Raw genomic sequence first — 21,002 nt, 5'->3', positions numbered from 1 at the left:
CTCGGGTCAAGCCCGAGGATGACGAGCGACGGGGCCAAGGATTACGAGCTACGTGACCAGGGATGATAGAAGCACGGCCGGGGGTGGACGGAACCATGCCCATCCCCGGCCGTGCTGTCTTCACTCAGGGTATGATGCGGGCTTCCCGGAGGCGGGTGAAGAGGTCCGTGAAGCTGTCGTCGGTAGCCTGGTAGTCGAGGAAACCGAGTTTGCGGCTCTTGCTCATGTCGGTCATGACCTCGATAGGGCGGCCGAGATCGGCGTCGGTGTGCCAGGCGGAGGCGAGCTTGTCGATGTCATGTTCCGCAAGACCGTTCTTGGCGGCAATGTCCGCCCAGATCGGGCCAGCATCAGCGAGCTGCGATTCGAGCGTCGTCATTTCGGATGGCAGCGGCTGTGGCTCGATGTCGAACCACGCGGCGATGCGCTGCCACATCCAGCTCCAGCGGAAGACATCGCCGTTGACGACGTTGAAATCCTTGTTCCGGGCTGCGTCCGTGGTCGAGGCCCATTCCAGATGGCGGGCGAGCAGGCGGGCATCGGTCATGTCCGACAAGCCGTTCCACTGCATCGGCGAGCCCGGGAAGATGAAGGGACGGCCGGTCGCCTTGCAAATCGAGGCGTAGACGGCAAGCGTCACGCCCATGTTCATGGCGTTGCCGAGTGCGTAGCCGATGATGGTGTGTGGGCGGTGGACGCTCCAGCTAAAGCCATCGGTCTTGGCGGCGGCGAAAACCTCGTCTTCCTGGGCATAGTAGAAATTATCGACTTCGAGGCGACCCTGCTCCTCGCGGAACGGTGTGGCCGGCAACACGCCTTTGCCGTAAGCCTCGAAAGGCCCGAGATAATGCTTGAGGCCAGTGACCAGCGCCACATGCTCCACCGACTTGTGTGGGCGGAGCGCATCGAGCAGGTTCTTTACCATCGCGCCGTTGACGCGGATATTTTCGAGTTCAGTCGCCTGACGCGACCATGTGCTGAAGAAGACATGGGTCGGCTTCAGGTCGCGCACGGCGGAGGCGAGACTTTCGGGATCGAGCAGGTTGGCTGCGACTGGGCGCAGGCCGGCAATGTCGCTTGCCGGATTGCGGGCGAGGCCTGCGACCTCGAAACCCTTGTCGATGAGATGGCGGGCGAGATTATTGCCGACAATGCCGGTGGCGCCAATGATGAGGGCTGATTTCGTCATGTTTCCAAACTCCTTTTGCTGAAGAGGAAATAGGCAATTTGCGCAGGCTCTGCTAGAAGGCACCGTTAAGTGCCATAGCCACCGGGAGGTGCCCATGAAAGACGATATACCGACCCACGAAGAAGACTGCGCGCCCCGCCGGGTGCTGGAACTCTTCAGCGTCAAGTGGACGAGCATGGTGCTGCACGCTCTGCATACGCTGCACGGTGGAACCTGCCGCACCGGCGTTCTGCAGCGCAGCCTGCCCGGCATCAGCAAGAAGATGCTGACGCAGACGCTCCGAGAGATGGAAAATGACGGGTTGGTGACGCGGCAGGTGTTCGACGTTGTCCCGCCGCGCGTCGAATACAGCCTGACGCCGCTCGGCATCGAGTTCGTCGAGCCGATCGAGATGCTCTATAACTGGGGAAAAGCCCATCCCGGCGCCCTCGATCAGCTGGCGTCCAGACCGAAGTCGCGCCGGCGCGGCTAGGTGGAGATTGGCTGACCCGTGTCAGGGCAGACCGAAACATGCGCAAAAAAACGGACGGACAGCCAAATCTTGCAAGAAATCCGCCACCCGTGCAGAACGAAGGTATCGCTTGGCCTCGCTTACTGGTAGCACCACCGGAACCGCATCGGAGCTATCATGACCCTGGACGAAAAATACCTGATCATCGTCAACGCCTTTCAGAACAGCCGTTTCGGCGCCTCGCCGACCTCCACCCGCGGCGCCGTCCTCAATCACTCCAAGAAGCACGGCCTCGAAGGCGAAGATTACGCAGAAGCCTTGACGGCTGCCATCGCCGCCGGCCTCGTCGCACCGATGGCCGATTCGGCTTTGACCATCCGCAATGCCGGTCGCGCCCTGATGACCAAGACTGCTAGATAATCACGACTGCCAGCTAATATCCCCACGACAGGTGGCGCCCGAAATACCAGCGGGCGCAACCGCACATCGCTGCGCTGTCGCGCCCTTCAGGCACCAACCGGAGGTCTCTGCCGGGTCATCTGGGATAACGGCCCGTCAAAATTTGCAGATGGCACGTGATCTCGCAGGGTCGAAATAGCATTGTTTTCGTTACGTTTCTGTGACGACTTGGCGGCGAAAGGTAAAACGCTGCATTTGGAATTCGCGAACAATCGAGAGGCGATGATAGAACTGTTGCAGAGGCAACGGTAGAATATCGCCGACGCCGCCGTGAGACGTGGGGGCAACTGAAGTCGTGTGCGAACGACGGGGAATTGTCGAATGTTTGTTATCTTTGGCGGACTGCCCGGCAGCGGAAAAAGCACCATCGCCCAAGCCTTGGCAAGCCGGACCAAGGCATTTTATCTGCGCATAGACTCCATCGAGCAGGCCATTCGTGCTGCCGAGATTTTACCGCCTGACATGGACGTAGGTGCGGCCGGCTACATGACCGGATACCGCATTGCTGCAGACAATCTCGCCCTGGGTCAATTCGTGATTGCCGACTCTGTCAATCCTATCGAAATTACCCGTGCAGCCTTCAGGGACATCGCAGCCGAGGTAAAAGTTGGCCTCATCGAGGTCGAGGTCGTATGTTCTGACCAAGAGATGCATCGGCATCGTGTGGAAAATCGACCGTCGACTGTCGAAGGATTGAAGCTGCCGACCTGGGACGATGTCGTTCATCGCCATTACGAGCCATGGGATAGCCCGCACCTCATTCTCGACAGCGCACGCCTGTCCGTCGACGAAAGCATTGCGGAAATCCTCGCGGTCATGCCTGACGCTGCACGGAAAACCTTGTCGATCTGACAGGTAGATCCGCCGGTCGCAGTCCATCGGGACCTCGTCTTCCCCGCACAAACGCCAGCAGGTGCAACCACGCGTCACCGCATGATTGCACCTTCATGACCAACTGGAGGTCTCGGTCGGGCCATCTGGGATAACGGCCCGGCAGATTTTACAAGCGGTACATGATGCTATCGTTCCAGAAGCGGTCGAGGCGCTGCAGGAGCTTGTTCATCTGAGTGAATTCGTCGGTGCCGATGCCGCCGACCTTGTCGATCGAGCCGATGTGGCGCTCATAGAGTTTGGCGACAGTCTCGGCAATGTCCTGGCCGCTGTCGGTCAGGCTGATGCGGACCGAGCGACGGTCGATACGGGAGCGCTGGTGATTGATGAAGCCGAGATCGACGAGCTTCTTAACGTTATAGGAAACGTTCGAGCCCAGATAATAGCCGCGTGAGCGAAGTTCGCCGGCGGTCAGTTCCGAGTTGCCGATGTTGAAAAGCAGAAGTGCCTGGATGGCGTTGACGTCGCTGCGACCCTGGCGGTCGAACTCGTCCTTGATGACATCGAGGAGACGGCGGTGGAGACGCTCGACCAGATGCAGCGATTCCATGTAGAGATCGCGGATGGCTTCGACCTTGACGTCCTGGGCGGGAGACACGGCCTGCGGCTTGATTTTCGTGTTCATGATGACTGCCTCACTGTTTTGTTTGGCGGTGTTGGTTTTCTTCCCGCCTTGAGACAGACACTATCGAATACACATAAAATTCTACTTAAACTGCAGGCTTAACAGCACCTTACCAAAGGCCCGATGTGTCTCAGGGTAAATCAACGGTTACACTTTTGCGGCGCTGCCGCTTCTCCACGTAGAGCATGACGCGAAAAACGCAGTAGAGAATGACCACTGCGGCATGCAGTATCATCACCAGCGGATTGCTGCCGAACATCTGCGGCCAAACCCCGTACATAAGCGCTTGGCCGCCCGCAGCGCAGAGCCAGATCACCGGTCCCCAGGACACCGTCAGCCACAGGCCGAGGGCTGCAACGGGAAAAACGACGGCAAGGCCTGCGCCGGCGACCTTCCAGGGCAGACTCAGCAAATCGAAGCGGCCCTGGCCAGCCAGCGAATAGCCCACCAGCATCGACCAGTATTGCAGCCCGAACCATAGGCAGGACACGGCGATCAGGCGCAAGAAGACGATGAACAGGATGTCCAGGACGCTGCGTTTCGGGATGGCGGAAGAATCATGTTTCATGGGCAAATCATAGGCAGGCAATTGGCACCTCGCCAGCGGCTTGATGGCTGCGGCCTTTCGTCTGGTTTTATTTTGTGTCGCCACCATGCTAATGAGCGGCCTATACAAGGACATAGATAAAGGACGACCGACATGTCGGACAAGACCCACCTGGTGGACGAGATCACCGGCCATCGGCGCATGCGCCGCAATCGCAAGGCCGACTGGACCCGTCGCATGGTGCAGGAAAACCGGGTGACAGTCGACGATCTCATCTGGCCGATCTTTCTCATTCCCGGTACCGGTATCGTGGATCCGATCACGGCCATGCCCGGGGTCAACCGCATGACCATAGACAAGGCGGTCGAGGCCGCCAGGACGGCCGCCGATCTCGGCATTCCGGCGATTGCCACCTTTCCAGACGTCGAGATGGCACTGCGCGACCAGACGGGCTCGCAGAGCCTTGAGGCGAACAACCTGATCAATCTCGCAACCAGGGCCATCAAGAGGGAAGTTCCCAACATCGGTATCATCACCGACGTGGCGCTCGACCCTTTCACCAGCCATGGCCATGACGGCATCCTCCGCGATGGCGAGATCATCAATGACGAGACGGTTGACCAGATCGTCCGGGCGGCCATCGTCCAGGCCGATGCCGGCGCCGACATTATCGCCCCGTCGGACATGATGGACGGCCGCATCGGCGCGATCCGTCGCGCGCTGGACGCGCACGGCCACCAGATGGTCGGCATCATGTCCTATGCGACGAAGTTTTCCTCCGCGTTCTATGGCCCGTACCGCGAGGCGATCAACACGGGCAGCCTGCTGAAGGGCGACAAGAAGAGCTATTACATCGACTCCGCCAACGGCACCGAAGCGCTGCGCGAGGCGGCGATGGACGTCGAGGAAGGCGCCGACATGCTGATGGTCAAGCCCGGCCTGCCCTATCTCGATATCTGTTGGCGGCTGAAAGAGGCGTTCGGCCTGCCGACCTATGCCTACCAGGTGTCTGGCGAATACTCGCAGATCAAGGCGGCGGCGATGAACGGCTGGATTGACGGCGACCGGGCCATGATGGAAACCCTGCTCTCCTTCAAGCGCGCCGGATGCGACGGCATCCTGACCTATTTCGCCATCGACGTCGCCAAGGCGCTTGCCAAGAGGTGAGAGCAACCTGCTGTCGGGAGGGGCAGGTGATTGCTGTGGCGCCGCGATGACACTATTGGGCATGCCCGTTGCTGCACGGAGGACCTCGTTTGCGGCGCGTCTCCCGCCTCCCCTCATCCTCGCCCTCATGGCGGGGGCCGTTTTCTCAGTGCTCTTGCGATTTCCCGGCGGCCATACCATATCTCTACAGACGTAAACGCGGAGCACGATGATGTCGTTGAACCCTAGCCCAATTCCCGCCGTACAGGACGACTGGCGCACCTATAGCGGCGTCCTCAGCCGCCGCGTGTTCGCGTTCATCCTCGATTACTTCATCGTTGCCCTGCTGTGCATTCCGGCCGGCATCCTGCTGTTCATCGTGTCCGTGGCCACGCTTGGGCTCGGGTTCTTCCTCTATCCGGCGTTGTTCGTCATCGTTGCAGGCTTGTATTTCGGCATGACTGTCGGCGGACCAGCGCAGGCGTCACTCGGCATGCGCTCGGTCGGCATAGGCATGCGCCGCATCGACGGGCAGCGCATCGATTTCATGACGGCAATCGTCCATCTCGTGCTGTTCTGGATCCTCAACTCGGTACTGACGCCGCTGGTGCTGCTCGTCGGCTTGTTCACCGACCGCAGCAGGCTCCTGCACGACCTGCTGATCGGAACGGTGACCGTACGCTCGATTTGAGGCAAGTCGCGCCTATATCTTTGCAGTATTGAAGTTTGTTTCGCAGAAGCGACAAAACGTCAGCCCGGGAGCAATTACCGGTGTTGACGTTTCGCATTCTTTCGCCATGCTTGAACGGGCACACTTTTGACGACTGACGAGAGGTCGATTTTCGGCTGATGAACACGCAGACAACGCCATCTCCGCAGTTCTATCTGACCGCTCCGGCTGCCTGCCCTTACCTGCCGCACGAAATGGAGCGGAAGGTGTTCACGCATCTGGTCGGCGCACGCGCCACGGAGATGAACGACATCCTTACCCAGGGCGGCTTCAGGCGCTCGCAGAACATTGCCTATCGCCCGGCTTGCGAAGCGTGCCGTGCGTGCGTCTCCGTGCGTATCCTCGCCCAGGAGTTCCAAGCGACACGATCCATGAACCGCGTCGTGGCGACAAACGAGGACATCATCGCAACGGAATTTCCGGCCCAGCCCTCGAGCGAGCAATATTCGCTGTTTCGCCGTTATCTCGATGACCGACACCAGCAGGGTGGTATGTCCGACATGACGGTGCTCGACTACGCCATCATGGTCGAGGATACCCATGTCAATACACGCATAATCGAGTATCGCCGCCGCGAGGAAGGTTCTGGCCTGCAGGAGCGTCCGACAGGCGAACTGATGGCCGCAGCCCTCACCGACGTCATGAGCGACGGCCTGTCGATGGTGTACTCTTACTATAATCCAGCACTCGACAAGCGCTCGCTCGGCACCTTCATGATCCTCGACCATATCCGCCGCGCCAAGCTGCTCGGCCTGCCGCATGTCTACCTCGGATACTGGGTCAACGGCTCTCGCAAGATGGACTACAAGACGCGCTACCAGCCGCAGGAGCATCTGACCCCGCGCGGATGGGAACGATTTGACCCGGCCTCCCTCGACCCCAACGCTGTCTGAATGGGATTTTCAGCCTTATCCGACCATGGCAAGGGCCTCCTGCTGACGACCATCGGCGGCCTCGCGCTATCGATGGACATCCCGCTCATCCGTCTTTCCAGCGGTGAAGCCTGGTCGATCCTCGGCCTGCGCAATATCGTCACCCTTTCTGTCGGCATTATCCTGCTGCTGGTCCTCAGGGCGGGCGGACAGCCATGGCGCCTGCTGCTGCCGGGCGCAACCGGCCTCTGGGTTGGCCTGTTCTACGGTATCGGCACTGTCACCTTCATCCTCGCGGTCTATTACACCAGCGCCGCCAATGTGGTGTTCATCCTCGCCTTCAATCCGATGTTTGCGGCCCTCCTCGCATGGTTCGTGATCGGCGAGCGACCGTCGAACGTCACAATAGCCACCATGCTTGCCATGCTGGTGGGCGTTGGGCTGATCGTTGGCGATGGCGTCGGCGGCGGACATTGGCTCGGCGACCTGCTATCGGCCATTTCGGCGCTGACCACCGCCTGTGCCATCACCATCGGCCGGGGCTCGAAGCGGGGAATGGGCTTCATGCCGCTGCTGGCGACGGTCATCCCGGCGGCGATCGGGCTATCCTATGCCCTGCCCTCAGGGCTGGTCGTCGATCACCCCTTCTGGATCCTCCTCGACGGCGGCCTGATGATGCCGCTCGCCTTCTGGTGCCTTGCCACAGGCCCTCGATACCTGTCCGGCCCGGAGGTGGCGATGTTCTACCTGCTCGAAACCATCCTGGCACCTGTCTGGATCTGGATGATCTTTGAGGAGACACCGCGCCCGATGACATTGATCGGCGGCTCCGTCATGATGGTCGCGCTGGCGAGCCACTCGCTCTGGCAGGCCCGAACGAAGGGTCGTCAAGCAGCGCTGGCTGGATAACGACACGGACTTGCAGCCCGTCGTTGCTCGTGTTATAACACAGTTACAACATCGGAGCGAGAGCTATGAACGTCATCATTCGCAAGATCGGCAATTCTGAAGGTGTGATCCTGCCGAAGGAGGTTCTCGATCGCCTAGGCCTTAAGGCTGGCGATCAGCTGGCTCTGAGTACAGACAATGGCAATCTGCAAATGCGACCCATTGCCGAGGATATTTCCCGGCAGATGGATCACGCCCAGCGCTTCATGGAAAAGTACAAGGTGGCTCTCAAAAAGCTGGCCGAGTGATGGAGATCATCTTTCTCGGCCGCTCCCTCGTCGAAGAACTGCACCGAATGCAGATCGAGAGGTTTGGCGGTGCATCCGGGCTGCGCGATGAAGGAATGCTGGAATCCGCACTTGCTCGCCCCATTAACAAAGAAAGTTATGGCTGCGACGATATTTTCGAACTTGCCGCGGCCTATATTTTCGGGCTCGTCAAGAATCATGCGTTCATTGACGGCAACAAGCGCATCGGCATCGTCGCAGCTGCCGTGTTCTTGATGGAAAACGGGTTCGAAATCGAGACGACCGACGTCAATCTTTACACGTTCGTCCTCGGCATCGCCGCCGGCGAAATAGACGAAGACGGCGCGACGCGCTTTCTGCGTGATATGAGCGTGCCCCTGCCGGAGTAGCCCACGCAGGTGGCCTCGCTCGCTAGCCCGAGAATTTACCGCTGCGAGGGAAGCCCTTCGGCACGGCTCGGCCTGCGGCACCGCGGTCGCCTAGCCACTCGATCAGGTCATCCTTCGATCTCGTAAAGCTGCGGCCTGCGCTGTCAGCCCAGGTCAACCCGTCGGCAAGGCTGAAGCAACGGACATCAGAAATTCCGCCATCCTTGTAGCGCTGAAGGCGTACGCCCTTGCCGCGCGACATTTCGGGGATCTGCGCAAGCGGGAAGACCACCATCTTGCGGTTTTCGCCGACCACTGCCAGATGATTACCCTTGACCGGCACGAGCAGCTTGGCCTCTGCCGGCATCGATACATTCATGATCTGCTTGCCCTTGCGGGTGTTGGCAGCCATCTCCGCTTCAGGAACGATAAAGCCGTTGCCCTCGGTCGAGACGATCAACAGCTTGCGATGTGGATCATGAATGAAGGCGGTCAGTACGTCCTGGTCGTTTTCCATCTCGACGATGAGACGCAGCGGTTCGCCATGGCCGCGCCCGCCGGGCAGCTTGTCGGCGCCGAGCGTGTAGGCCTTGCCGCCGGTGGTGACGATCAGCAGCTTGTCGGTTGTCTGGGCCGGGAACGCCAGGCGCAGCGCATCGCCTTCCTTGAAGGTCAGCGATGAGGTGTCCGAGATATGACCCTTCAGCGCCCTTATCCAGCCCTTTTCCGAGATGACGATGGTGACCGGCTCCTTCTCGATCATCGCCTGCTGGATAGCTTCGAGATCGGTATCGGGCGCGTCGGCAAAGACGGTGCGGCGGGCGCCGAGTTTTGTCGCCTTGGCGTATTTCTTGCGGACTTCGCCGATCTCCCAGGCAATCGTCGCCCAGAGTTTTTCATCGGAGGCAAGCAACGCCTCGATCTCTGCCTTCTCCTTCGACAGGGCATCGAATTCGGTGCGGATTTCGAATTCCTCGAGCTTGCGCAAGTTGCGCAGACGCATGTTGAGGATGGCTTCAGCCTGGATGTCGGTGACGCCAAACCGGGCGATCAAGGCCGGCTTCGGCTCGTCCTCCTCGCGGATGATCCGGATCACCTCGTCGAGGTTGAGATAGGCAATCAGCAGACCGCCCAGGATTTCGAGCCGGCGATCAATCGCTGCGAGCCGGAACTTCGAGCGACGGATCAGCACGTCCTTGCGATGTGCCAGCCACTCCAGCAGTACTTCGTTCAGCGCCATGACGCGCGGAATGCGGCCCATGGAGAGCACATTCATGTTGAGCGGAATACGGTTTTCGAGCTCCGACAGCTTGAAGATCGATTCCATCAGGATCGTCGGGTCGACCGTGCGGCTCTTCGGCACCAGGATGAGCCGGACATCCTCGGCGGATTCATCGCGCACGTCTTCCAGCAGCGGCAGGCGGCGGGCGTTGAGCAGCTCGGCGAGCTTTTCGATCAGCCGCGACTTCTGCACCTGGAACGGGATTTCGGTGACGACGATCTGGTAGCCGCCACGGCCGAGATCCTCGACCGCCCATTTGGCGCGAACGCGAAAACCGCCGCGCCCCGTCTTGTAGGCCTCAACAATGCTTTCGCGGCTGTCGATGATGATACCGCCGGTCGGCAGGTCGGGGCCCTCGATGCCACCCTTCTCGCGATTGTTCGGATCGGCCATCAGGTCTTCGACCGTGGCATCCGGATGCTTGATCAGATGCAACGCGGCGGCGCAGAGCTCGTGAGCGTTATGCGGCGGAATGGATGTCGCCATGCCGACGGCGATGCCGGACGTGCCGTTGGCGAGCAAGTTCGGGAAGGCGCCCGGCATGACGACCGGCTCGCTGTCTTCCTCGTTGTAGGTCGGACGGAAGTCGACTGCGTCCTGGTCGATACCCTCGAGCAACAGCGTCGCCACATCGGTCATGCGGGCTTCGGTGTATCGATAGGCAGCCGCGCTATCTCCATCGATATTGCCGAAGTTGCCCTGGCCATCGACGATGGGATAGCGTTGCGAAAAATCCTGGGCCAGACGGACGAGCGCGTCGTAGACCGACTGGTCGCCATGCGGGTGGAACTTACCGATGACATCGCCGACGATGCGGGCGCTTTTCTTGAACGACGAGTTGGCGCGGATGCCCATTTCGCTCATCGCGTGGATGATGCGGCGATGGACGGGCTTCAGGCCATCGCGTACGTCAGGCAGCGCCCGGTGCATGATCGTCGATAGCGCATAGGCAAGATATCGCTCCTCGAGCGCCGCCTTCAGATCAATCGGCAGAATACCGTCATCGCCCCCGCCAGAAGGCGGCAAAATCTCTTGTCCCATAGGCTTTGCCTAGCGGAGAAGATGATGTCCGGCAAGGAATACAGGGGTATCAGCCTGTGGATTAACCCGCACAGCGCCCTAGATTGACCGCAATGCAACAGTGAAGAGACTTGGAGCGCATTTCCCTATTGCAATTCACCAGAATTTTAGACACGGGCGATACAAACCCGGCTCCACACGTCTACACTACATATCGATTTGTCACTTGGCCAATGAGGAAAAGCCCGACATGACTTTTTACCGGACAACCCGGCTGATGCTGTCCAGCGCCGCCATTCTTTCACTCGCAAGCTCGGCCTTCGCGCTGGATGGCAACGATCTCCTGAAAAAAATGAATGCTGCCTATGCTCGGCAGGGTGTCGTTCTCGAAACTGATAGCGTCGATGTCGACGACACGACGGTGATGCTCAAGGGCGCTTCGTTCAAGCCGCTGTCCGGCGGCCAGGGCGTTCTCCTCGGCAAGGTAACGATGAGCGACGTCACGGAAGAAAGCGACGGCGGCTATGCCATCGACAAGGTGACGTTTCCGGATATTTCGGTGACCAACGAAGGCGTGACCTATACCGCAAGCGACATGTTCCTGGGTGGAGTAACGGTACCGGCCGACGCCAATGCCGAAGGCATCGACGGAATGCTGCTCTATTCCAAAGCCCACACGGGCCCTCTGACGGTCACCAAGGAAGGCAAGGAAGTCTTGTCGGTGAAAGACATGGATTTCGCGCTGACGCCGACCCATGACGATTCAGGCTTTGAATTTAGCGGCAACGTCAACGCGATCAAGGCGGACCTGTCCGATGTCAAGGATCCGGCATCGCAGGACACCATCAACAAGCTTGCCCTGCAGCACGTTTCCGGCGCACTGACGATGAAGGGCGGATGGGAGATCAAGCCCGGCACCGTCACAGTCGAAGACCTCGGCCTCGACCTCGACAATATCGGCCGCCTCGACCTGTCGCTGGCGATCTCCGGCTATACGATGGAGTTCATGAAGTCGCTGCAGGAGGCTGCAAAAGCTGCGCAGGCAAACCCCGACAAGCAGGCAGCCCAGCAGGCCACCGGCCTTGCCATGATGGGGCTGATGCAGCAACTGACACTCGACAGCGCCGAGATCCACTTCAAGGACGCCTCCATCACCAAGCGGCTGCTGGATTATGCCGGTTCGACGCAGAACGTCACGGGCGCGCAGATGGCCAACACGCTGAAGGGCCTGGCACCGATCATGCTGGCGCAATTGAACATCCCGGAACTGCAGAACTCGGTCTCTGCCGCAATCAACAGCTACCTCGACAATCCGCAGAGCTTCACGCTGAATGCTTCGCCGGAAAAGCCGGTCCCCTTCCCGATGATCGTCGGCGCCGCCATGGGTGCGCCGAACACCATTCCAAAGGTCATCGGGCTGAAGGTATCAGCCAACGATTGATCCTCAGTTCGAATGTATGAACACAACCCGGCGATCGTATCGCCGGGTTTTTTGTAGGAAAAAACCCGGCAGCTTTCGCCACCGGGTTCCAATTTACAACGGTCTGGAGACCGAGATCAGTCCTTCTTGATCGGCGGAATAACGCGCAGCGACAGCTCCATGAGCTGCTTCGGCGCTGCCGGAGACGGGGCGTTCATCAGCAGATCCTGGGCCTGCTGGTTCATCGGGAACAACGTGATCTCGCGCAGGTTCTTCGCACCGAGCAGCAGCATCACGACGCGATCGATACCGAAGGCGCAGCCGCCGTGCGGAGGGGCGCCGTACTGGAATGCACGGTACATGCCGCCGAAACGCTCCTCGACATCGGTCTGGCTGAGTCCGACCAGTTCGAAGGCCTTGACCATGGCTTCCGGCGACTGGTTACGGATCGAGCCCGAGGCGATTTCGAAGCCATTGCAGACGGCGTCGTACTGGTAGGCCTTCAGCGACAGCGGATCCTGCGTCTGCAGTGCCTCGAGGCCACCCTGCGGCATCGAGAACGGGTTGTGCGCGAAGTCGACCTTTTTTTCTTCCTCGCTCCATTCGTAGAACGGGAAGTCGATGATCCAGCACAGCTCGAAGCGGTCGCGGTCGACGAGGTTCAGGTCTTCGCCAGCCTTGGTGCGCGCCTCGCCCGCAAACTTGTAGAATTTGGCCGGTTCGCCGGCGACGAAGAAGCTGGCGTCGCCGGCTTCGAGGCCGAGCTGCACGCGCAGTGCTTCGGTGCGCTCTTCGCCGATGTTCTTGGCGAGCGGACCAGCGCCGACGATCTTGCCGTCTTCTTCCTTCCAGAAGATGTAGCCTAGGCCCGGCTGGCCGAGTGACTGGGCCCAGACGTTCATGCGGTCGCAAAACGCGCGGCTACCGCCGGTCTTGGCAGGGATAGCCCAGACTTCGACCTTCGGGTTCGACGCGATCATGCCGGCGAACACCTTGAATCCGGAGCCAGCAAAATGCTCGGTGACGGCCTGCATTTCGATCGGGTTGCGCAGGTCGGGCTTGTCGGAGCCGTATTTGCGGATCGACACGTCATAAGGAATACGCGGCCAATCCTTGGTGACGGGCTTGCCTTCAGCAAACTGCTCGAAGACCGAGGTCATGATCGGCGCCATCGTGTCCCAGACATCTTCCTGGGTGACGAAGCTCATTTCCATGTCGAGCTGGTAGAATTCGCCCGGCAGGCGGTCGGCGCGCGGGTCTTCGTCGCGGAAGCAGGGCGCGATCTGGAAGTAGCGGTCGAAGCCGGCCACCATCAACAGCTGCTTGTACTGCTGCGGCGCCTGCGGCAGCGCGAAGAACGTGCCGGGATGGATGCGTGACGGAACCAGAAAGTCGCGCGCGCCTTCCGGCGACGAGGCCGTCAGGATTGGCGTCGTGTATTCGCCGAAGCCGGCCGACGTCATGCGGTTGCGGATGTCGGAGATGATCTGGCTGCGCTTGACGATGTTCTTGTGCAGCGTTTCGCGGCGAAGGTCGAGGAAGCGGTATTTCAGGCGCACGTCTTCCGGATAGTCCGGTTCGCCGAAAACCGGCAGCGGCAACTCTTTGGCGACGGACAGGATCTCTATCTCCTGTGCGTAGAGCTCGATCTCGCCTGTCGGCATCGTCTTGTTGACGGTGTCCTCGGTGCGTGCCTTGACGAGGCCATCGACGCGGATGACCCATTCGCCGCGGACCAGTTCAGCCTGTTTGAAGGCCGGTGAGTCCGGATCGACGACGATCTGCGTCATGCCGTAGTGGTCGCGGAGGTCGACGAACAGCAGGCCGCCGTGGTCGCGGACGCGATGGACCCAGCCGGAGATGCGCACGGTCGACCCGACGTCGGACTTGCTGAGAGCGGCGCATGTATGGCTGCGATAGCGATGCATTTTATTATTCCTGGGCTTGGCGGACGGTGGCAGAGGCGGTCGAAATGCCGCGATCTCCCCGTCGAGAAAATCGGGCGGAAAAGCGCATGGCCTGCCTCATTTGTCAAGACTTGCCACGCCTCGTCGCGTTTGAGGTTGTCTTTATAGCCAAACCCCGCCTAGAAAGACAGCCATGTTGCCGGGCCGGTCGCGGTCGTGGTTCGATTCGTTTGCAGGCCTCCCCGATGAGCCAGATCCGACCCCTTATTCCTTTGCTCGTCACGGCCGGTATCCTGATCGGTGGCAACGGTCTGCAGGCGACGTTCATTTCGCTGCGCGCACTGCACGAAGGCTTTTCGGCTTCGACCATCGGGCTCGTCGGCACCGGCTACAATATCGGCTTTGCCATCGGCTGCGTCTATGTCACCCGCATCATCCGCTCTATCGGCCATATCCGCGCCTTCTCGGCGCTGGCCGCCATCGCATCGGCGGCGTCGATCGCCATGGTGCTGCTGATCGTGCCATGGTTCTGGTTCAGCATGCGGCTCGTGCAGGGCCTGTGTTTTGCAGGGCTTTTTGCCGTTGTCGAAAGCTGGCTGAACGCCCGCGTGACCAACTCCAACCGGGCGCGCACGCTGTCGGTCTATCGTTTCGTCGACCTGGGCTCGGTGACGTTGGCGCAATATCTTATACCATCCGTCGGCATCGACGGGTTCCAGCTGTTTGCCATCATCTCGATGGCGCTCAGCCTGTCGCTGGTGCCGATCTCCTTTGCCGACCGCTCGAGCCCGGGCGCACCGGAGGCCATCCGCTTCGATATCAAGACGCTGTGGCGGATATCGCCGCTCGCCACCGTCGGCTGCGTCGTCGTTGGGCTGACAAACTCGGTGTTCCGCTCGCTGGGTCCGGTCTATGCGCAGGGCATAGGCCTGTCGGTGACGGGGATCGCAACCTTCATGAGCGTCGGGATCTTTGCCGGTATCGTGCTGCAATATCCGCTAGGCGCCTATTCCGACAGGCTCGACCGGCGGCTGATCATCCTCGTCTCATCCATCGGGGGGCTCGTAGGCTGCCTGTTCCTGGCGCTTGTCGCTGGCAGCAGCGAATGGCGCAATTTTATCGGCATCTTTATGTTCGGCGCTTTCTGCATGCCGCTCTACTCGCTCTGCTCGGCCCACGCCAACGACCATGCCGCCAAGGGCCAACATGCACTGGTCTCCGCAGGCACACTGTTTTTCTGGTCGGTCGGCGCCATCGTCGGGCCGATGTTTGCAGCCTTCATGCTCGACAGGTTCGGCCCGCGCGTGCTGTTTGCCTACATGGCCGCCGTTCTGTTTTTCTTCATGCTCTACACGCTGCAGCGCATGACAGTGCGCGAGGGCGTCCCGACCGAGCGGCGGCGCCTGCGCTTCCGCAATCTGCTGCGCACCTCCACCTACTTCAACAAGCTGGCCACACCGCCTTCCGAGCGCGATAAACAATAGGTGACTGCGGCAGTTGGCCAAATAGGTGCTATTGCTGAACAGTGCGCTCAACTTTAAACAGGACCGGTTCGACCCCGTCCGGAGCGTAGCATGGCCGTCTTCACCCGCCGCAATCTCATCAAGGCTTCAGCCGTCGCCGGCGTTTACAGTGTCGGCATGGGTCTGGCGGGCCGCTTCGGACATGCCGAGGCAGCGCCGGAACCGGTTATCCTGAAGGCGAACAAGATCCAGGCCAACATCACCGGCACCGAGATGACAAGGGACGTGCTGACCTATGGTGCCGCCGGCATGCCGCCGGTGTTGCGCATGCGCCAGGGCGCACCCTTTGCGGCACGGCTGATCAACGGCATCGACGAGCCGACCACCATCCACTGGCACGGAATGCGCATCCCCAACGCCATGGACGGGGTGCCGTTCCTGACGCAGCCCTATGTCTATACCGGCGAAAAATTCGACTATGCCTTCACGCCGCCGGATGCCGGCACCTTCTGGTATCATCCCCATTGCAACACCCTGATCCAGATGGGTCACGGCATGACCGGGGTGATCGTCGTCGACAATCCGAAGGATCCGCAGTTCGATGCCGAGATCGTCGTCAATCTGCGCGACTGGCGGCTTGGTGGCGACGGACAGTTCATCGCCCAGTTCAAGCCGCGCGACGCGGCACGATCCGGAACCTACGGCACGGTACGCTCGGCTAACTGGCAGGTCGAACCGCAATACGACGCGCCCGCCGGCGGCCTCGTCAGGCTGCGGCTGGCGATTACCGACGTGACGCGGATATTTTCGTTCAAGATCGCCGGCGCAGAGGCCGCGGTCATTGCCATCGACGGCAATCCGGTGCCAAAGCGCTTTCCTCTCGACGTGCTGCAGCTCGGGCCGGGCCAGCGGCTGGAACTGGCGATCCGCATGCCGGACAGCGAAGGGACGCTGGTTACCCTCGAGGATATCCATGGCACCAGCCCGAAGACGCTGGCGACGCTGAAGGCGGTCGGTAGCTCGCTCAAGCGCGACATGGGCGATCTGGCGCCGCTGGCCGCAAACCCAGTGGCCAGAGCCGATGTCGGGGCTGCGGAGCATATCCCGATCATCCTCAGCGCGACGGCGGAGGATACGTCCACTGACAGCATCTGTGGCTCGCTCGGCTACAGTTTCTGGGCGATCAACAAGGTGCCATGGCCGGGCGACACGCCTGATCCGACCGCCCCGCTCTCGGAACTGAAGCTCGGCAAGAGCTACGTCTTCGACATGGAGAACCTGACGCCGCACTCGCACCCCATCCACTTGCATGGCATGAGCTTCACGGTACTTTCCTCGACCACCGGAGCTGTCCAGCCATTCGTCTCCGACACCTATCTCATTCAGCCGAACGAAAAGGTCCAGCTTGGCTTCGTCGCAGACAATCCCGGCGACTGGCTGCTGCATTGTCACATCATCGAGCATCAAAAGACTGGCATGACCAGCTATCTGCGGGTCGTTTAGCCTTCGGGCACGTCAGCTTATTGACATATCGAAGCGAAAGGGAAAGGAAGGTTCAAGAACTAATTTCGTATGAATGTGTCCAAATGATCGTAACTACCGCCGAACTAGAGGCGGCCTGCCAAGAGCTGGCCAAGTCAGAATTCATCACCATCGATACCGAATTTCTTCGCGAGACGACCTTCTGGCCGGTGCTTTGCTTGATACAGATGGCGAGCCCGACAACCGAGGTGATCGTCGACCCGTTGGCGCCCGGCATCGATCTTGCGCCGTTTTTCGCGCTGATGGCCGACACGTCGGTGCTGAAGGTATTCCATGCCTCGCGCCAGGACATCGAAATCATCTACAATCGCGGAAACCTGATCCCGCATCCGGTGTTCGACACGCAGATTGCAGCGATGGTTTGCGGCTTCGGCGACTCGGTCTCCTACGACCAGCTCGTCAGCCGCATCAAAAACATTCAGATCGACAAGACCTCGCGCTTTACCGACTGGACACGCCGTCCGCTAACTGAAAAGCAGCTCGACTACGCGCTTGCCGACGTCACCCATCTGCGCGACGTCTATATTTTTCTACGTGACGAACTGGAACGCGAAGGCCGCGCCTCCTGGCTTGCCGAGGAAATGGCGATCCTCGAATCACGCGACACCTATGACCTTCATCCTGACGATGCCTGGCAGCGGCTGAAGATGCGGCTGCGCAAGCCGCAGGAACTGGCCGTGCTGAAATACGTGGCCGCCTGGCGCGAGCGCGAGGCGCGCAGCCGCAACGTGCCGCGCTCGCGGGTGCTGAAGGACGATGCGATCTACGAGATCGCCCAGCAGCAGCCGCGCGACGTGGAGGCATTCGGCCGCCTGCGTACCGTGCCGAAGGGCTGGGAACGCTCGTCGGCCGGCGGCGCGGTGCTGGAAGCGATCAACGCCGCGCTGGACATGCCCAAGGCCGACATGCCGCATGTGCCGCGCCACACGCAGGCCCCGGAAGGAACAGCTGCTGCTGCCGAGCTACTTAAGGTTCTTTTGAAGCTGATTGCGGAAAAGAACGCCGTTGCGCCGAAAGTGATCGCCAACAGCGAAGACATCGAGCGGATCGCTGCCGAAGGCGACAAGGCCGACGTACCGGCGCTCTCCGGCTGGCGTCGGGACTTGTTCGGCGATACCGCGCTGAAACTTATCAAGGGCGAGGTCGCGCTGCGGTTTGTCGACAAGAAGGTAGAGACGATCGCCATCTAGCGGGGACCGTCTTCGGACCGAAAAGGCTTGACCGCAGCAGTTGGGCGGGATCAATAACGGCAGACGTCTGTCATCAGCCTGTCGGAACGAACCATGCGAACTCTGCCCACGGCGTTGAACTGGCTTGCTATCGCTGCCGTCGTTGCGTTGTCCGGTGTTTTTTACGGCGCGGCTTTCTATCCCGAATCGCACTTTTATATCGGCGCTATCTTTGCCCTGACGACCGGCATGCCTGTGCTGGTCTTTGAGCGTGGACTGGTGCTGCCCGGTCTTTACTATCGCGTCCACCGGCTGCCGACACCGGCCTATATTCCGATCGCGCTGCTGATCGACCTTGCCCTCATCAGCGTCGGCTATGCGATTTCCGGCAGCCTCCTGAAAATCACGGGCATCACCAATGGGAGCTGGGCGGAGGCGACCATCCTGTCCGCCGAGGTTCTGGTCTATGCGCTGTCGGTCACTGCCCTGATGGTATTCATCATGCGCGTCCGCGAGCTGCTGGGCCGCGACGTCTTCATCAGTTTGCTGACAGGCCGCTACCGCAACCCGGTGCCGGAGGAGCGGGTCTTTCTGTTTATCGATCTGGTCGGCTCCACGGCCTTTGCAGAGCAACATGGCGACCTCAGGACGCAGCAGTATCTCGGCTCGCTGTTCGGGACATTCGCCGAACAGATCCGCCGCCATAACGGTGCCATAGACGATTACATCGGCGATGCTGCCATCGTCACCTGGCCGCTGAAACGCGGCATCAAGGACGGATGCTGCGTCCGTTGCCTTTTCGATATTTTCGCGAACATCGAAAAGAACAAGGATGTCTGGCTGAAGGTCTATGGCCAGGTCCCGCGTCTGCGAGCAGCGCTGCACGGCGGTTCGGTGATAACAGCCGAAATCGGCGTCGATCGTCACAAGATCACCTATTTTGGCGATACAGTGAACACCACGGCCCGCCTCGAGGGCCTTTCGAAGACGCTGGACAGGCATGTCCTGATCTCATCCGACCTTGCCGACCTCATGACATTGCCCAGAGGCATCCATGCCGAATATCTCGGCAACCATGCCGTCAAGGGACGTGGCCGGGAGGTGGGGGTCGTCGCTCTGACCGACCTTGGCGATGGAATTGCCCACCCGCCATCGCAGCTTTCGCTCAATCTCGGGAAAGCGTCCTGAAGTTGTGGTTCTCTGTCATCAAAACTTAATCCGAGTATAATCTCCCAGACACGATCTCACCGTAACTCCTCGGGTGTCAATCCCGACCGGAACTGGTGAGAATTATGACCAAAATCCTTTACGCCTCCGTGGCGCTTTCCCTATTGATGTCGTCTCAGGCTTTCGCCGAGGAGAAAGCCTTTCCGGCAACCCTGACTGCGCAGGCCATTCTGCCTGCCAACACGATCATTGCAGCGCCTGCCGATGCGCCCGACTTCCTGAAGACGGAAGGTAAGTTCACCACGCCGGATCGCAAGCGGGCAACGGCTCTTGGCAGTGTTCCCGGCATGGACGGCTTGGTAAAAACAGATCTCGCGCTGCCCTTCGATGGCCAGGCAGTGCAGGGTTTCTCCGGCATCAAGACCATGCCGGATGGCACCTTCTGGAGCCTCTCCGACAATGGTTTCGGCTCGAAGGCGAATTCCAGCGATGCAGCGCTGATGTATCACCACCTCAAGTTCAACTGGGACAGCGGCAAGGTCGAGCTTCTGAAGACAGTCTTCCTCTCCGACCCGGACAAGAAGGCGCCCTTCCCGATCGTTCTCGAAGGCGCCGAGAAGCGCTACCTTACCGGTGCTGATTTCGACGTCGAATCGATCCAGCCCGTGGCCGACGGTTTCTGGACGGGCGAGGAATTCGGTCCCTATATGCTGCATTTCGACACCGAGGGCCGACTGACCGACGTGATATCCACCGTCGTCAACGGCAAGCCGGTCAAGTCACCTGACAATCCGACGATCTCGCTGCCGGCCAACCCCACACTCAAGCTGCCAGCCTTTAATCTTGCTCGCTCGCGTGGCTTTGAAGGGCTTGCGAAGTCGCCGGACGGCACAAAGCTTTATGCTCTGCTGGAAGGCGCGCTCTATCAGGACGACGGGTCTGTGGAGAAGGTCGACGGTCAGCCGGCACTGCGGATCATCGAACTCGACGTCACTGCGAAAAACTGGACCGGACGTTCCTGGCTATACCCGTTCTCGCCCGGCGGCGAATCGATCGGCGATTTCAACATGCTCGATGCCAGCACCGGGCTGGTGATCGAACGCGACAACGGCGCCGGCACGGGCGACAAGGTCTGCGCCGATCCGAAGACGCCAAAGCCCGATTGCTTTGCCGTCGCCGCCAAGCACAAGCGCGTCTACAAGATCGAAATGACCGAAGAAAACGTCGGAAAGGCCGTGCGCAAGATTGGCTATATCGACTTGATGGACATTGCCGACCCGAACAACAAGAAGCGCCAGGGCGGCGGCGAAGGTTTCTACGACATGCCGTTCGTGACCATCGAGAATGTCGACCGGGTCGATGCGACCCATATCATCGTTGGCAACGACAACAACCTGCCGTTCTCTTCCGGCCGGACACTCGGCAAGGCTGACGACAACGAGTTCGTACTTCTCGAGGTCGGCGAGTTCCTGAACGCGAAGTAAGTTGAACCTGTCTTCTCCCTAGCGGGGGAGAAGATATCCGAAGGACAGATGAGGGGCGGCGCCGGAAGTTGCGG

General features: G+C 60.2%; 20 protein-coding genes. 15 read left to right on the top strand and 5 right to left on the bottom strand.

Features of this window, described 5'->3' with window-relative positions; genetic code table 11:
• Positions 1-124: 124 nt before the first annotated feature.
• Entirely contained in the window at positions 125-1,189 is a 1,065-nt protein-coding gene (locus PR017_RS04570) for an SDR family oxidoreductase (RefSeq protein WP_111220503.1), read from the bottom strand.
• A gap of 94 nt (positions 1,190-1,283) precedes the next feature.
• On the opposite strand from PR017_RS04570, the gene PR017_RS04565 reads away from it, so the two are divergent.
• From PR017_RS04565 to PR017_RS04555, 3 genes are all read left to right on the top strand, one after another.
• The gene (locus tag PR017_RS04565; protein WP_111220502.1) at positions 1,284-1,661 is read left to right on the top strand and encodes a winged helix-turn-helix transcriptional regulator; all 378 of its coding nucleotides are present in this window, start codon (positions 1,284-1,286) and stop codon (positions 1,659-1,661) included.
• A gap of 156 nt (positions 1,662-1,817) precedes the next feature.
• On the top strand, positions 1,818-2,060 hold the full coding sequence (locus tag PR017_RS04560; protein ID WP_111220501.1) for a hypothetical protein: 243 nt from the start codon (positions 1,818-1,820) through the stop codon (positions 2,058-2,060).
• A gap of 360 nt (positions 2,061-2,420) precedes the next feature.
• Entirely contained in the window at positions 2,421-2,951 is a 531-nt protein-coding gene (locus tag PR017_RS04555) for a P-loop nucleotide/nucleoside kinase family protein (RefSeq protein WP_111220500.1), read from the top strand.
• A 148-nt stretch (positions 2,952-3,099) separates the two neighbouring features.
• Here the strand turns inward: PR017_RS04555 and ldtR are convergent, their stop codons facing one another.
• Complete coding sequence (gene ldtR, locus PR017_RS04550; protein ID WP_111220499.1) at positions 3,100-3,615, bottom strand: transcriptional regulator LdtR; 516 nt, start codon at positions 3,613-3,615, stop codon at positions 3,100-3,102.
• 130 nt (positions 3,616-3,745) lie between these two features.
• On the bottom strand, positions 3,746-4,183 hold the full coding sequence (locus tag PR017_RS04545) for a DUF6163 family protein (RefSeq protein ID WP_111220498.1): 438 nt from the start codon (positions 4,181-4,183) through the stop codon (positions 3,746-3,748).
• A gap of 132 nt (positions 4,184-4,315) precedes the next feature.
• On the opposite strand from PR017_RS04545, the gene hemB reads away from it, so the two are divergent.
• From hemB to PR017_RS04515, 6 genes are all read left to right on the top strand, one after another.
• On the top strand, positions 4,316-5,329 hold the full coding sequence (hemB, locus tag PR017_RS04540) for a porphobilinogen synthase (RefSeq protein WP_111220497.1): 1,014 nt from the start codon (positions 4,316-4,318) through the stop codon (positions 5,327-5,329).
• A gap of 211 nt (positions 5,330-5,540) precedes the next feature.
• Complete coding sequence (locus PR017_RS04535) at positions 5,541-5,999, top strand: RDD family protein (RefSeq protein ID WP_111220496.1); 459 nt, start codon at positions 5,541-5,543, stop codon at positions 5,997-5,999.
• Between the two features lie 158 nt (positions 6,000-6,157).
• A complete protein-coding gene (locus PR017_RS04530) occupies positions 6,158-6,931 on the top strand; it encodes an arginyltransferase (protein ID WP_111220495.1) in 774 nt (257 codons plus the stop codon).
• Positions 6,932-7,819, top strand: a complete 888-nt coding sequence (locus PR017_RS04525; RefSeq protein ID WP_111220494.1) for a DMT family transporter — start codon at positions 6,932-6,934, stop codon at positions 7,817-7,819.
• A 65-nt stretch (positions 7,820-7,884) separates the two neighbouring features.
• Positions 7,885-8,106: an AbrB/MazE/SpoVT family DNA-binding domain-containing protein gene (locus PR017_RS04520; RefSeq protein ID WP_111220493.1), complete on the top strand. Its 222-nt coding sequence runs from the start codon at positions 7,885-7,887 to the stop codon at positions 8,104-8,106.
• Complete coding sequence (locus PR017_RS04515) at positions 8,106-8,495, top strand: type II toxin-antitoxin system death-on-curing family toxin (RefSeq protein WP_111220492.1); 390 nt, start codon at positions 8,106-8,108, stop codon at positions 8,493-8,495. Before PR017_RS04520 ends, PR017_RS04515 begins: the two co-directional genes overlap by 1 nt.
• A gap of 22 nt (positions 8,496-8,517) precedes the next feature.
• On the opposite strand, the gene parC is transcribed toward PR017_RS04515, so the two are convergent.
• Positions 8,518-10,797, bottom strand: coding sequence for a DNA topoisomerase IV subunit A (gene parC, locus PR017_RS04510; protein WP_111220491.1), 2,280 nt, complete (start codon positions 10,795-10,797; stop codon positions 8,518-8,520).
• 229 nt (positions 10,798-11,026) lie between these two features.
• On the opposite strand from parC, the gene PR017_RS04505 reads away from it, so the two are divergent.
• Positions 11,027-12,217, top strand: a complete 1,191-nt coding sequence (locus PR017_RS04505; protein WP_111220490.1) for a YdgA family protein — start codon at positions 11,027-11,029, stop codon at positions 12,215-12,217.
• A 116-nt stretch (positions 12,218-12,333) separates the two neighbouring features.
• Here the strand turns inward: PR017_RS04505 and aspS are convergent, their stop codons facing one another.
• Positions 12,334-14,124: an aspartate--tRNA ligase gene (gene aspS, locus PR017_RS04500; RefSeq protein ID WP_111220489.1), complete on the bottom strand. Its 1,791-nt coding sequence runs from the start codon at positions 14,122-14,124 to the stop codon at positions 12,334-12,336.
• A 224-nt stretch (positions 14,125-14,348) separates the two neighbouring features.
• Here aspS and PR017_RS04495 point away from each other — a divergent pair, with 224 nt between their 5' ends.
• The 5 genes from PR017_RS04495 (at position 14,349) to PR017_RS04475 (ending at position 20,928) form a co-directional block, all read left to right on the top strand.
• Complete coding sequence (locus PR017_RS04495) at positions 14,349-15,587, top strand: MFS transporter (RefSeq protein ID WP_111220488.1); 1,239 nt, start codon at positions 14,349-14,351, stop codon at positions 15,585-15,587.
• A 90-nt stretch (positions 15,588-15,677) separates the two neighbouring features.
• Positions 15,678-17,069, top strand: a complete 1,392-nt coding sequence (locus PR017_RS04490) for a multicopper oxidase family protein (protein ID WP_111220487.1) — start codon at positions 15,678-15,680, stop codon at positions 17,067-17,069.
• Between the two features lie 83 nt (positions 17,070-17,152).
• Positions 17,153-18,298: a ribonuclease D gene (rnd, locus tag PR017_RS04485; protein WP_111220486.1), complete on the top strand. Its 1,146-nt coding sequence runs from the start codon at positions 17,153-17,155 to the stop codon at positions 18,296-18,298.
• A 93-nt stretch (positions 18,299-18,391) separates the two neighbouring features.
• Positions 18,392-19,465: an adenylate/guanylate cyclase domain-containing protein gene (locus tag PR017_RS04480; RefSeq protein ID WP_111220485.1), complete on the top strand. Its 1,074-nt coding sequence runs from the start codon at positions 18,392-18,394 to the stop codon at positions 19,463-19,465.
• Between the two features lie 104 nt (positions 19,466-19,569).
• Positions 19,570-20,928 (top strand): esterase-like activity of phytase family protein, encoded by a 1,359-nt coding sequence (locus PR017_RS04475; RefSeq protein WP_111220484.1) that lies wholly within the window; start codon positions 19,570-19,572, stop codon positions 20,926-20,928.
• Positions 20,929-21,002 lie beyond the last annotated feature (74 nt).

This window comes from Rhizobium tumorigenes (assembly GCF_003240565.2).
Taxonomy (GTDB): domain Bacteria; phylum Pseudomonadota; class Alphaproteobacteria; order Rhizobiales; family Rhizobiaceae; genus Rhizobium; species Rhizobium tumorigenes.
This window is presented reverse-complemented; position numbering and strand designations above follow the sequence as displayed.